This window comes from Salinirubellus salinus (assembly GCF_025231485.1).
In the GTDB taxonomy this organism is placed as follows: Archaea; Halobacteriota; Halobacteria; order Halobacteriales; family Haloarculaceae; genus Salinirubellus; species Salinirubellus salinus.
On record NZ_CP104003.1, the window covers coordinates 2,396,774 to 2,409,640 of the forward strand.

9 protein-coding genes and 1 pseudogene are annotated in these 12,867 nt (G+C 69.4%); 3 read left to right on the top strand and 7 right to left on the bottom strand.

Annotation, left to right across the window (positions count from 1 at the left end; genetic code table 11):
* Window positions 1-92: 92 nt before the first annotated feature.
* The 5 genes and pseudogenes from N0B31_RS22610 to N0B31_RS12870 form a co-directional block, all read right to left on the bottom strand.
* Window positions 93-794, bottom strand: a pseudogene (locus N0B31_RS22610) (DUF4013 domain-containing protein); the annotation flags it as partial.
* Complete coding sequence (locus N0B31_RS12855) at window positions 787-2,163, bottom strand: ABC transporter ATP-binding protein (protein ID WP_260592033.1); 1,377 nt, start codon at window positions 2,161-2,163, stop codon at window positions 787-789. The gene N0B31_RS12855 and the pseudogene N0B31_RS22610, both read right to left, overlap by 8 nt.
* Window positions 2,163-3,755, bottom strand: coding sequence for an ABC transporter permease (locus tag N0B31_RS12860; protein WP_260592034.1), 1,593 nt, complete (start codon window positions 3,753-3,755; stop codon window positions 2,163-2,165). The genes N0B31_RS12855 and N0B31_RS12860 overlap by 1 nt, the downstream gene beginning before the upstream one ends.
* Window positions 3,752-4,828 (bottom strand): ABC transporter permease, encoded by a 1,077-nt coding sequence (locus N0B31_RS12865; protein ID WP_260592035.1) that lies wholly within the window; start codon window positions 4,826-4,828, stop codon window positions 3,752-3,754. Before N0B31_RS12865 ends, N0B31_RS12860 begins: the two co-directional genes overlap by 4 nt.
* Window positions 4,829-4,985: 157 nt before the next feature.
* Window positions 4,986-6,848, bottom strand: a complete 1,863-nt coding sequence (locus N0B31_RS12870; protein WP_260592036.1) for an ABC transporter substrate-binding protein — start codon at window positions 6,846-6,848, stop codon at window positions 4,986-4,988.
* Between the two features lie 306 nt (window positions 6,849-7,154).
* Here N0B31_RS12870 and N0B31_RS12875 point away from each other — a divergent pair, with 306 nt between their 5' ends.
* Window positions 7,155-7,313, top strand: a complete 159-nt coding sequence (locus tag N0B31_RS12875; protein WP_260592037.1) for a DUF7556 family protein — start codon at window positions 7,155-7,157, stop codon at window positions 7,311-7,313.
* A 25-nt stretch (window positions 7,314-7,338) separates the two neighbouring features.
* On the opposite strand, the gene N0B31_RS12880 is transcribed toward N0B31_RS12875, so the two are convergent.
* Window positions 7,339-9,342, bottom strand: a complete 2,004-nt coding sequence (locus N0B31_RS12880; protein WP_260592038.1) for a MutS-related protein — start codon at window positions 9,340-9,342, stop codon at window positions 7,339-7,341.
* Window positions 9,343-9,905: 563 nt separating this feature from the next.
* On the opposite strand from N0B31_RS12880, the gene larE reads away from it, so the two are divergent.
* Entirely contained in the window at window positions 9,906-10,787 is an 882-nt protein-coding gene (gene larE / locus N0B31_RS12885) for an ATP-dependent sacrificial sulfur transferase LarE (RefSeq protein WP_260592039.1), read from the top strand.
* A 19-nt stretch (window positions 10,788-10,806) separates the two neighbouring features.
* On the opposite strand, the gene N0B31_RS12890 is transcribed toward larE, so the two are convergent.
* Window positions 10,807-11,526 carry a hypothetical protein gene (locus tag N0B31_RS12890; RefSeq protein ID WP_260592040.1) on the bottom strand — a complete coding sequence of 240 codons (720 nt, stop codon included), beginning with the start codon at window positions 11,524-11,526 and terminating at the stop codon, window positions 10,807-10,809.
* Between the two features lie 54 nt (window positions 11,527-11,580).
* On the opposite strand from N0B31_RS12890, the gene N0B31_RS12895 reads away from it, so the two are divergent.
* Window positions 11,581-12,861: an ABC transporter substrate-binding protein gene (locus tag N0B31_RS12895; protein WP_260592041.1), complete on the top strand. Its 1,281-nt coding sequence runs from the start codon at window positions 11,581-11,583 to the stop codon at window positions 12,859-12,861.
* The last annotated feature ends 6 nt before the right edge of the window (window positions 12,862-12,867 follow it).

Consider the following 12,867-nt stretch of genomic DNA (forward strand, 5'->3'; position numbering starts at 1 on the left):
AGCAGCGAGAAGAAGTTCCCCAGCACCGGGACGAGCAACAGCGGGACGAGGATGGGCGTCAACACGAGGTTCACGAGGTACGCGAGGATGGCGCCGAGCACGCCGCCGAAGATGGCGACGAGCACCGCGGCACCCCACTTGCGGGCGTACTCGCCCTCGGTGACCGTGCTCGTGACGGTGCCCAGCGCGAAGCCGGCAGCGACCCGGCCGGTGTAGGCGGCGTTGGCGATGGCCGCCGGGGCGAGGTAGCCGAGCAGGAGCGTCAGCACCGCCCCGCCGGCGGTCAGCGCCGTGGCGGTCGACCCGCCGACCACGTCGGCGACGCCGAGCGCGCTCGCCGCCCCGACACCGAGCACCGCGAACGGTACCGCGAGGTAGGCGGCGGCGACGACCAGTCCCTTCGCGCCGTCGGCGAACAGCCGCCGCACGTCCTTCAGCGGCGGCAGCGGATCGCCGACGACGGTGGCCCGCGTCACGCGGGTGTAGTAGCCGAAGGCGGCGATGCCGGGCACCAGCAACAGCAGGCCCAGCCCCGCCCCGGCAGCCGTCGGGAGGTCCACGGCCCCCACGGCCAGCAGGACGCCGAAGACCGGCGCGAGCTGGAGCAGCGTCCCCGGCAGGCTCACGTCGGCCGGGATCTCGGGGAGACCGATGTCGCCACCACCGTAGTAGGTCCGCAACTGGTTCACGTCGACGAGGGCGGAGCCGGCAGCGCCGGGCGTGGCGCCGGCCGCCATCCCCCCGTCGGACGCGAGTTCCGACGAAGCCTCGCTGCGGTCGGTCCCGTCAGTCATCGGAACTCACCTCCTCTGCCGCGAGGTCGCGGTGGTACGCCACCGCCTCCTCCTCGCTCCGGTCCTCGGGGTAGAGGAGGCACGAGGCGGTGTGGTCGGCCTCGCGGTCGGAGACGTCCACCGACTGCGGGTGGATGGCCTCGCAGGCCTCGAACGCCTCCGGACAGCGCGGCGCGAACCGACAGTACGTCGGGGGTTCGTTCGGCGTCGGCACGTCGCCCTCGATGGTGGCGAGGCGGTCGGCACCGACGTTCTCGCCCGGGATCGAGGCGAGCAACCCCTGCGTGTACGGGTGTTTCGGGTTGGCGAACAGGTCCTCGACGGGCGCGCTCTCGACGACCTCGCCCGCGTACATCACGTTGACGCGGTCGGCGATCTCGGCGATGACGCCCATGTCGTGGGTGATGAACATGATAGAGAGGTCTCGCTCCTCCTGCAACTCGTCGAGCAACTCGAGGATCTGGGCCTGTATGGTGACGTCCAGTGCCGTCGTCGGCTCGTCGCAGATGAGCAGTTCCGGCTGACAGGCCAGCGCCATCGCGATGACCGCACGCTGGCGCATCCCACCGGAGAACTGGTGGGGGTACTCGTCGATACGACGCCGCGCGTCCGGAATCTGCACGGCTTCGAGGAGGCGGATGGCCTCGTCCGTCGCGGGCTTACCACGGAGGTTCTGGTGGAGGCGCAGCGCCTCCTTGATCTGGTTCCCGACCGTGTAGACCGGGTTCAGCGACGTGAGCGGGTCCTGGAAGATCATCGCGATACCCGAGCCCCGGAATCCACGGAGCGCCGGCTCCGGCGCGCGGGTGGTGTCCACGTAGCCCACGTCGCCGTCGCGGACGACGAAGTCCGTCTCGTCGGTCACACCGAGACGGTCGGTGAGCCGTCGCTTCACGAGGTCACGCACGTCCAGCCCGTCGAGCAGGTCCGTCGCGTCCACGTCGCGGGCGGCCAACCCACGGTGGTCCGGGTCCCCGGTGATGCGGGCTGGCGAGACCCCCCGCGAGAGGAGTTCGCCGACCAGCGAGCCGAGATCCTCCTGCTCGCGGAGTTTCGCCACGTCGACGACACGACGCGGGTAGTCGTCGGCGAGACGTTCGACCGTCGTCGGGTCGGAGAAGCGGACGCTACCGCCGACGACCCGACCGGGGGTGTCGACCAGCCCCATGATGGAGCGTGCGGTGACCGACTTGCCCGAGCCGGACTCGCCGACGATACCGACCGTCTCGCCGTCGCCGATCTCGAAACTGATGCCGTCCACGGCCCGGATGGTCTCCCGGTCCGTGAAGAACGACGTCTGCAGGTTGTCGACCGCGAGGACGGGTTCCTCGCCACCGGCCGACCCGGGGCGCTGGGTCTGCTGACTCATCACCCACCACCCCCTGCGGCCGCAGCCTCCGCAGCGCCACCTTCGCCACCTTCGGACTGCGGGTCGATGGCGTCGCGGATGCCGTCACCCATCGCGTTGAACGCCGTGACGACGAACACGATGAGCAGGCCCGGGATCAGCGCGATGTGCCCGGAGTTGGTCGTGACGTACGAGCGGCCGCCGGCGACGGCCCGCCCCCACTCGGGGGTGGGTGGCGTGATGCCGATGCCGAGGAACGACAGCGCCGCCGTCGTGATGATGACGCCGCCGATGGTCAGCGAGCCGTAGATGAGCAGGTAGCCGAGGATGTACGGCAGCATGTGCTTGCGCATCGTCTGGGTCGAGCGCTGCCCGTACGAGCGGGCGGCGTCCACCCACTCCTGCTCGGACACCTGGAAGGCGGGCCCACGCACGGCGCGCCAGAGCCCCGGGAAGTAGACGAACCCGAGGATGACCGCGATGAGGAAACCGCCGTCGTATATGGTGGTCAACCAGTGGTCGGCGAAGACCACGGACAGCAGTATCAGCAACAGGATGGCCGGGATGGTCTGGATGGTGTCGGAGACCATCACCACCGAGAGGTCGATGAGTCCCTTGTAGTACGCCGTCAGCAGGCCGAACAGCGCGGCGAGGAAGCTACTGATGGCGATGGCGATGAGGCCGACGAACAGCGATATCCGGGCCCCGTAGGCCATGAACGTGAACAGGTCCTGGCCGGGCGTCTGCATCGTCCCGAACGGGTGGTACCGGCCGAACTGGTCGTAACTGAACGGCTTGGTGTACTGGTCGGGACCGGTGGAGGCCGCGGCGAGGTTCGCGTTCGCCGGCAGCACCTCCTCTACCTGCCCCGTCTCCTCGTCGAAGTACTTGATGGAGTTGTCGGGGTTGTACGCGCCGGTGACGTTCTGCTCGAACGTCGTCGGCGAGACGGCCGGCGCGAAGATAGCCAGCGTCAGGAACAGGATGACGATGACCATCCCGAACTGACCCCAGCGGTGCGAGCGCAGGCGCCGGACCACGTCGTCACGCGGCGTCCAGTCGGCATAGCGGTAGTGCTCGACGAACGTCCGGTAGCCGTACCAGAGCCAGTAGAGGAAGACGAACACGTAGGCGACGATGAGCCCGGTTCGGAGCGCCCACGCCGCCGCGGGCGAGAGGCCCGTCTCGAAGCCGAGGTTCGTCGGGAAGGTGCCGTCCCACGGCGCCGAGGCGCCGGGACCGGTCTGCCAGCCCTGGTTCGGGATGGTCTCGCGAGAGAGCAGGTTCGGGAGCGAGCGGGCGAACTCGATTATCGGGTCGAGCGCCGTCTCGGCCGCGAACTGGCCGACGATGCCGCCGCCGGCCGCCGCCGCGCCGCCGCTGCCCGCCGCCTCGGCCGCGCTGCTCTGTCCGAGGAACGTCAGGACACCGCGGACGACGGCCCCGACGATGGACTCGGTGGTCACGCTGAGGAACGTCAGCAGCGACCCGAACTGGACCGCGAGCAACAGCGCGAACACGACGCCCCACAGCAACGCCGGGCGAGGGTTGCGCCGGATACGCGCGGCGAGCGGTGCGTTCTCCGTGTCGGAGTCTGGTGTAGTGGTACTCATTCGTATCCGATCCGGGGGTCGATGACCGTGTACAGGAAGTCCTGCAGGATGTTGATGCTCAAGGTGATCAGGATGAAGATGAAGATGAGCGACCCGGCGACCGGGAGGTCACCCTGCAGCACCGAGGTCAGGAACAGCTCACCCATGCCGTTGATGCCGAACACCCGTTCGACGATGACCGAGCCACCGAGGAGGAGGAACGCCTCCGCGGTGATGATGGGGACGAGCGGGATGAGCGCGTTCCGGAAGACGTGCTTCCAGACGATGCTACGGGGGCCCAGTCCCTTCGCGCGGGCCGTCTCGACGTAGTTCGAGTTGATGGTCTCGAGGACGGCCGTCCGGCCGATACGCATCTCGTTACCCATCGACGCCGACCCGAGGACCAGCGCGGCGGGCAGTATCTGCTTGATGGCCGCACCGAGTTCCGCCGGGTCACCGAGGTTCTCGAGCGGCGGCGCCGTCGTCACCTTGGTCTCGAATATCCAGGTCGACCAGTCGAACGCGAACCCGAGGTACTCCTGTGTCAGCGTCTCCGAGTTCACCAGCAGCGCGACGATGATGATGCCGAGCCAGAAGTTCGGCATCGCCCGCCAGACGATACCGCCGAACGAGGCGGTGTAGTCCGAGAGCGTGTTCGGGTGCAGCCCCGCGTAGAAGCCGAGCGGGATGCCGATGAAGATGGCCACCAGCACCGACCAGAAGCCGAGCCAGATGGTCACGGGCGCACGGGTGGCGATGAGTTCGGCAACCGGCGTCCCGCGCGAGATGTTGTACGACTGGCCCAGTTCGAACCGGAACAGGCCGGTCATGAAGTCGATGTACTGCTGCCAGAGCGGGACCCGGCAGGCCTGAAACGCGGCCTCCGGCTGTCCCGGTTCGACACAGTTCGCTTCGATGATGCCGATACTCTCCGCGACGGCGATGCGGAACGACGGGTCCGGGTTGAGGCCGACGACGGCCGACACCGGGTCGATCGGTCCGGCACGGATGATGAGGAACGTGAGCGAGGTCGAGAACAGCAACACCGGGATGGCCAGTATCACCCGACGGGCGAAGTACCGCCAGCGGCTCACGGCTGCTCACCTCCGTCTGTGCGCGAAATCATACTGAGGGGTACTCGTTTGGTTCCGTTTTCCGGCAATTATCTCTTTCGCTATCCGAAGGGCCGATTCGGCCCCGTAGCGGTCGCTAGCCACCGGTCCGCGAAAGAACAGGTCTGTGTGTGGACCCTTACTCGCTGTCGGTCTCCAGCCCCTGATCGACGCCCCAGTTGGTGTACGTGAGCACACCGGTCTGGCCGGTGACCGTGTTCGGGGGGTAGATCAGCTGGAGGAAGTTGTCCGCCGCGGGCCAGTCGGCGATCCACCCGAGGGTGTACGCCTGCAGGTTGCCCTGGCGACCACGGTCGAGGAGCGTCCCGAACTGGGCCTCCTCGATCTGCATGTCGATGTACGCCTCGCTGAGCGACCCCTGCAGGATCTGGGCGATCTCGCTCCAGACCGTGCTCTGGTAGTGGGTGAACGTCATCTCGAAGCGGTTGTCGTCGGAGAAGCCGGCCTCCTCCATGACCTGCACGGCAGAGGCGATGTCCTGCTCACCGGGCGAGTAGGGGTAGGCGTCCTGGACGTGCTGGTCGTACGCGTTGCCACCGCCCGGGTAGACGAGCGGCGGGGTCAGGTGGTACGCGGGCGACTGGCGGTTCTTGAACACCTGCGACGCGAGCTGCTCCTGGTTCGTCACGTAGGCGACGGCCTGCCGGACCGGCTTGGGCACCTCCTGCGTGTTGAACCCGAAGTAGAACGTGCTGACCTCCGGCACCTTGAGGTACTGGGCGGTCATGTCGTTGTCGAGCGGGCCGTACTCGCCGACGGTGCGGCCGGACTCGTCCTTCGAGGCGTTCTGGACGTTGTCCTGGGAGTACTTCGCGGTGGGGATGCCGAAGATGTCGGCGTTCTGATTCATCGCGTACTGGAACGCCGCCTCGTCGTCCTCGATGACCTGCCAGTGGACGGCCTCGAGCTTGGCCGGCTCACCGTAGTAGTCGTCGTTGCGGACGATGTCGACGGACGTGCCCTTCTCCCAGTTGTCGAAGACGAACGGGCCGGCACCGACCGGGTTGGTCTCGAGGAACTCCCGGTAGGAGTCGGTGAGGTTGCCCTCGTCGTCCTGCTCGTCGCTCGGCGAGTCGCCGGCGATGCCCTTCGGGTAGACCGCGAAGGACGAGTACGCCAGCATCTGGAGCGTCGCGTGGAACGCCTGGTTCAGCTGGATGCGGAACGTCTGCTCGTCGTCGGCGAAGACGGCGAGGCCCTCCTCTGCGTAGTCGCCGTCGCCGCCCTCCTGGACGACGCCGAGCGAGTCGAGGATGAAGTACGAACGGACCGAGTTCGGGGAGTACGCGAGGCGCTCGAACGCGTAGACGAAGTCCTCGGCGGTGACCGGGTCGCCGTTGTGGAACGTCGCGTCCTGGAGCGTGAACGTGTACTCGGTGAAGTCGTCGTTCGTCTCGTACTCCGCGGCCAGCAGCGGCTCGGTCGTCGTCTCGCCGTTCGGGTAGTTGAACAGCGCGTCGAAGACGTTCTGGACGACGGTCCCGGAGGCGGTGTCACCGGACTTGACCGGGTCGTAGCCACCGGAGCCGTTCGTGCCCGTCAGAATCTGCTCGAGGGTGCGACCGTTCGGGTTGTCGCCCTTGTCGAAGTCGACCTTCTTCTGGCGCGAGGTCCCCATCGCACCGAACTTCGGCGCATCGACGTAGTCGTACGCGAAGCGCTCGGTGGCGCCGTGGAACGCGTTGACGAGGACGACGTCCTCCCAGTTCGCCTCCTCGATGGCGACGTAGGCTTCGTTGCGGGCCTGTGCGGCCTCGTCGGTCGGGCCGAGGTTCGACTGGACCGTCTCGTAGGCCGCCTTGGCGTCCTGCCACGCCGAGGACTCGGCCATCGGCGCTTCGGTCGGCGTGCCGTCGCCGTCGCCACCGCCTTCCGTCGGGGTGCTGTCGGTGCCGGAACAGCCAGCGAGGCCGACTGCACCCGCCGTACCGCCCGTCGCCACGAGGAAGCGGCGGCGGGACATGTTGTTATCGTTAGTCATTCCAAAGGAGTCGTTTTTATTGCTCGTGGTTAAATTTACCGTTACCGCTCCACCACGAGGGGAGCGTACTGTTTCCCGGCCGAACGTAGTGGGAATGTGCCATACGCTGCCGTCCCGTTACAACTTTCGACACAAGTACCTGCCGTACGGTGAAATCCGATTTTTACTGTCAGTCGCTGGCACGCGACCACGTGCGCGCGAGCAGCCCGCTATCGGGCGATTCCGCCGCCCCCTCACCGGGGTGCGAGAGTGTGATACGGTGTCAATCCACCATACTTATATACTCCGTGGCAACTACTCGCATATATGTCGACTGAACCGGCCACTACCGGCGGGGATATGTACGACTGCGAGGTGATGGCCTCCGAGGACGGCGAGGAGTTCGTCATCGCGGAGATATGTCGGGACGACGCGTGGCTCTCGGCACGGAGCGAGGGCGCGCTCCCGCTCGACGAGTGGCGGTAGCCGACCCCGTGACCGGTCGGTCCGGTCAGTCCGACTGGGCGGGCCGGCGGTTCCCGCCGAACTTCTCCAGCAACCGTTCGTAGAACGCCCCGTCACCGTCGGGGTCGGTCGCCAGTTTCTCCACGATGAGCTCCGGCGTCGACCGGGCGAGGTGGTCCTTCCGGGGCGAACGGTTCACCACGAGTTCTCCCGCCTCCAGTCCGACCGCCTCGATGCCGTCGACGGTCACGTCGATACTGCAGGCGTCGCGGATCTCGCCCGCGAGGTGCGAGACGAACACCGCCGTCGAGTCCGACTCCGCGAGCGACTCCAGGATACCTGCGATGATGACCGCGCTCGCGCCCGGTTCGGTTATCGACTCCAGCTCGTCGACGAGGACGAGTCGCCGGGCGTCGCCGGTCGCCAGCCCACCGAACTCCCGGAGCGTCGACTCGAACGCGCCCGCGTCGAGTGTTCCCTGTGACTTGGCCTGGTAGTGGACCGACTCGAACCGCTCCGTGCGGGCGGCCTCGGCCGGGACGGGCAGGCCCATGTGCGCGAGGACGACGACGAGCGCGACGAGGTCGAGGGTGGAGGTCTTGCCTCCCGAGTTCACGCCCGACAGGAGCGCCACCCCGCCAACGCCGTAGTCGACCGGGTCCACGTCCGCGAACGCCACGTCCAGCAACGGCGAGCGACCGCCCTCGATCTCGAACCCCTCGTCGCCGAACTCGGGCATCGTGCACTCGAAGTCGCGGGCGAACCGCGAGACGGCCAGTTCCACGTCGAGTTCGAGCGCCGCGTCCACGAGGTCCGCCGCGGGGTCCCGCAGGTCGGCCAGCGACTCGGCGAGTTCCCGTTTCAGGCGCGCGGCCCGCCGGTCACGCTCGGCGGTGAGCTGCTCGCGCAGCCGGGAGACCACCCGGTCGTCCGCCTCGACGGGGAACGTCGGCTCGTCGCCGAACGCCTGTCGCACCAGCGACTCGTGGTCGGGCACGCCCAGCGCGTCGACGAGGTGCTCGCGGGCCGCCTCGACGGCCGCGGCGAACTCGTCGCTCAGTTCCCGGCGGAGCAGGGAGTCGACGCCCGCGCCCTGCTCCACCAGCGAGAGCAGGTCCGCCCCTTCGATAGTCACGTCGCGCTCCTCGATGGCCTCGCGGAGGCGGTCGTTCGCGACGCTCTCGGCCACCGACACCGCGGCGTCGAGGTCGTCGACCGCCCGTTCGAGTGCGTCCAGCTCGTCGTCGCCGGCGACGGTCCCGTCGCCCTCCAGCCCCGCCAGCGCCGCCTCCAGCGCGTCGAGGTCACAGTCGGTGTCGAGGTCGGCCGCCCGCGCGACGGCCGCGGCCGCTCGCAGTCGGTCGCGGTTGCGCGCGAAGAAGTCCAGTGCTCGCTCGGGCACCACCGAGAGCGGGTCCGCCAGCGCCTCGGGTTCGACGCGCACGTCGCCCTCCACCTCCACGCCGAGGAACCGCTCATCCAGCGCGACGACGGTCGAGTACCCCCGTGCCAGCTCGGCGAGGCCGCGGGCGTCCTCCACGAGTTCGACGGAGAGTTCGGGGACGGCGTTCCGGGCACGGGAGTACGTCTCGGCGTCACCCGTCGCGAGACAGCGGTCGCGGACCCGCACGTCGCGGGCGGGTTCGAGCGGTTCGACCCCCTCGAGCGCCTCCAGCACGGCGGGGTCGGGGTCGCGCTCGGCCGCGGCCTCGGCGAACGTCCGGACCTCCTCGATGCGCGACTCGCTGGCCGAGGGATAGAGCGTCTCGAGGCGTCTCGCGGCGTAGTCGGTGACCGCACGCTCCTGCAGCAGCGAGAGGGCCGACCGGTAGATCTCCCGGGAGCGGTCGGTCCCGAGGAAGGTGCCATCGTCGCCGTGGCGGGCCCGGATTGCAGCCCGAGCGATACGGGCCGCCCGGCCCTCGCTGATGCCCGGTGCGCGGGCGATGGTCGCCACGTCGCCGGCGTCGAGGGCCGCTTCCGGGTCGTCCAGCTCGCGGAGGCGGTCGGCGGTCTTCGACCCGACGCCGGGGATGGCCTCGAGGTCCATTTGTCCGGGATAGCGCCGGCGGAGTGGTTAACTCCACCGCCTCCGGGTGTGTGCGGCTTCGGATAGTTCTGGTGCGCCTGCCGTGGGCGGCGACGAGCGGGAAGGGGGTGCCTCGTGGCGACGAGCGGGAGCGCGAATCGCGGTACAACGTAAACCGCACCGCCCAGCACAGCCCTCGTACCTCCCCAACCGGCTCGCTTCGCTCGCCCCTCGCGCGGAGCCATTCGCGGGCGCTCCCTTCGGTCGCGCACCGCTCACCGCACGCGCCGGGATGTTCGCTCAGGCGAGCGAAGCACCCGGCCTGCGCGGCGTGAGCGAACGTACTGTGAGCGCCGCCGCGCACAGGGGAAGGGCTGGGCACGCCGTGTCCGAGCGAAGCGAGGACCGGCCGCTTCGCGGAGCGGTCGCTGTGCGGCGCGGTTCACCATGTACCGTGCTAGTCCACATGCCCGTCTCCACAAAACCCACCACACGCCCGTCTCCACAAAAATTCACTACCCACTCGACCCGAAGCACACCCGCCTTCCGGTCGGCTTTTCACCACCCACCACGACCCACACGCAATGACCGACGCCACGCTGGACGAGAAGATTGCGGCCGTCCGCGAGGACCTCGCCGGCTTCGACGGCGTCCTCGTCGCGTTCTCCGGCGGCGTGGACTCCGCCGTGGTCGCGGCGCTCGCCCACGACGCGCTCGGGGACGACGCCGTCGCCTGCACGGCCCGCAGCGAGACGCTCCCCGCAGCGGAACTCGAGGACGCCACCCGCGTCGCCGAGGAGATCGGCATCCGCCACGAGACGACCACGTTCTCCGAACTCGACGACCCGAACTTCGTCCTCAACGACGGCGACCGGTGCTACCACTGCCGGACGATGCGGCTCGGGAAGATGTTCGAGACGGCCCGCGAACTGGGCATCTCGACGGTCTGTGACGGCACGAACGCGTCCGACCCCGGCGAGGGCCACCGGCCCGGCCTCCGCGCCGTCGCGGAGATGGACGCCTACTCCCCCCTGCTCGAACACGACGTCACCAAGCCCGAGGTCCGCGCGATCGCCGAGCGCTACGACCTCTCCGTGGCCGACAAGCCCTCGATGGCCTGTCTCTCCTCGCGCATCCCGACCGGCCTCGAGGTGACCGAGGAACGCCTCTCGCGCGTGGAGCGGGCCGAGACCCTCCTCCGCGAGTGGGGGTTCGAGCAGTTCCGCGTGCGCGACCACGACGGTCTCGCCCGCATCGAGGTCGGCACCGAGGAACTGGAACGCGCGCTGGACCCGGCGTTCGCCGAGGCCGCGGAACACCACCTGAGCGATATCGGCTTCGAGCACGTCACGCTCGACCTGGGCGGCTACGAGACGGGGAGCGTCTCGCCGGCCGGCGAGGACGAGGAGGTGGAAGCGGACGTCGAGGCCATCCTCGACGCCGACTACCCGAGCGTCGACGACTGAGCGCGGCGGGCTGCCGGCCTCAGAGGTTCGCCGGCCGCAGCAGGTCGTCGCCCCCGTCGCCGTCCAGTTCGACCGGAAGCCGGGGGGCGCCGTCGCGCAGTTGCGGTCGAATCCAGCCGTGCGTGTTCACGACGCCCGCCTCGACCGGCCGGCCGTCGGTGTCGACCACCGCGATACCGTCGCTCCGGAGTCGCGAGACGGTGACCCGTGAGCCGTACTCGCGGATGTCGCCGTAGGCGATGAACCGGCCGTCCTCGCCGGCGGCGGTCAGGCCGACGGCGCCGAGCGCCCCGATGACGCCGTCGCCGGTGCCGCCGTACTCGTCGAGGAACACGCCGGCGTCCTCGGCCACCGCGTGGGCCTCGTGCTTCTCGACCACGTCCGTCTGAGCGCGGTGGCCGAACGCCGTCACCGTCGCGGGCACGTCGGCCTCGGGCGCGACGCAGAGACCGGGGTCGGCCACGTCGGCCATCACGTCCGCGAGGTAGGCGCCCGCGTCCGCGACGACGGCCTCGCGGGGGTCGTCACGGTCGTCGTCGACCTCGAACACGAGGCAGGCGGCGCTGTTGTGGGTCGTGTAGGGGACCCGGTCGTCGACGAGGAACTGCTGGCGGACGCTCCCGACCCACGAGAGGTCGTGGGCGGCCGCCAGTTCCGCGCCGAGGTCGCGGCTGACCCACCCGGTGCCGTGGTCGCTGTCGACCGAGTCCGTGTCGTCGATTCCGACGAGGAGTCGCATCGGCGACCCTGCGGGGCGAACGACTTTAGTCGTTGTGAGCCTCGCGATATATCCATGGAGAGACAACGCTCGCGACGGCGGGTGCTGCAGGGACTCGGTGCACTCGGGGTCGGGGGGCTGACCGGCCTCGCGGGCTGCACCTCGGGGACGGGCGACGACGGGACCCCGACGGGGACACCCCCAGACGGTGACGGGGTGTCGACGGCGACGACCACGGACTCGCCGACGGGGACGCCGGCCCCGCGGACGGTGACCGACGCTGTGGGCCGTAGCGTGACGGTGCCCGCCGAGGTGGAGCGAGTGGTGGCCCTCGGCTCCGGCGGGTTGCGCTTCGTCGTCTACGCCGGCGGTGTCGACCGGGTGGTCGGCGCCGAGCAGCTGGAGACGACGAACGCCGACCGGCCGTTCCGCCCCTACACGCTGGCGAACCGGCAGTTGACCGACCTCCCGACGGTCGGGACCCGCAAGAGCCCGGACCTCGAACGGGTCCTCCAGCGCGACCCGGACGTGGTCGTCTACGGCTACGCGAGCGAGAGCGACGCCGACACGGTGCAGGAACAGCTCGGCGTCCCCGTCGTCGTCACCCGACCGGGCGGGCTGACGCCGGACCTGCGCGACGGCTTCTTCGGCACGCTCGACCTCCTCGGGACGGTCCTCGGCACCACCGAGCGGACCGAGTCGCTGAAGGGCTACGTCGAGGAGACGCTCGCGGACCTCGAATCGCGCGCGTCCGGCGTCGACCCGAAGCCACAGGGCTACGTCGGCTACCTCGGCCGCGGCAAACACGGCCTCACCTTCACCCAACCCAGCTACGTCCCGTTCGCGTTCGGCGGTGTCGCCAACGTCGCCGAGGGAGCCTCCGGGACCGACGACGGCGGCGGCGGTGGCGGTGGCGGTGGTGGCGGTGGTGGCGGAGGAGGCAGTGGTGGCGGTGGTGGCGGAGGAGGCGGTGGTGGCGGCGGCGGTGGCGGCGGGGGACGCAAGGGCGCCACCCGCATCACCATCGACCCCGAGACGCTCATCCAGTGGGACCCCGAGGTGCTGTTCGTCGACCTCGGGACCGAGACCTACGAGGCGCTCGACGCCCCCGAGTACCAGGACGTCACGGCCATCGCGAACGACGAGGTGTACGCCGTCCTCCCGACGCGGGACTACGGGACGAACTTCGGCACCGTCGTCGCCGACGCCTACGCCGTCGGCGCGGCCGCCAACCCCGACGCCTACGAGGTGGACCCGGTGGCGAAGGCGAACGAGGTGTACGAGACGTTCGTCGGCGAGGGCGTCTACGAGGGTGTGGCCGACGCCTACGGCGAGGGCTTCGGCCCGATGAGGTAACCGGGC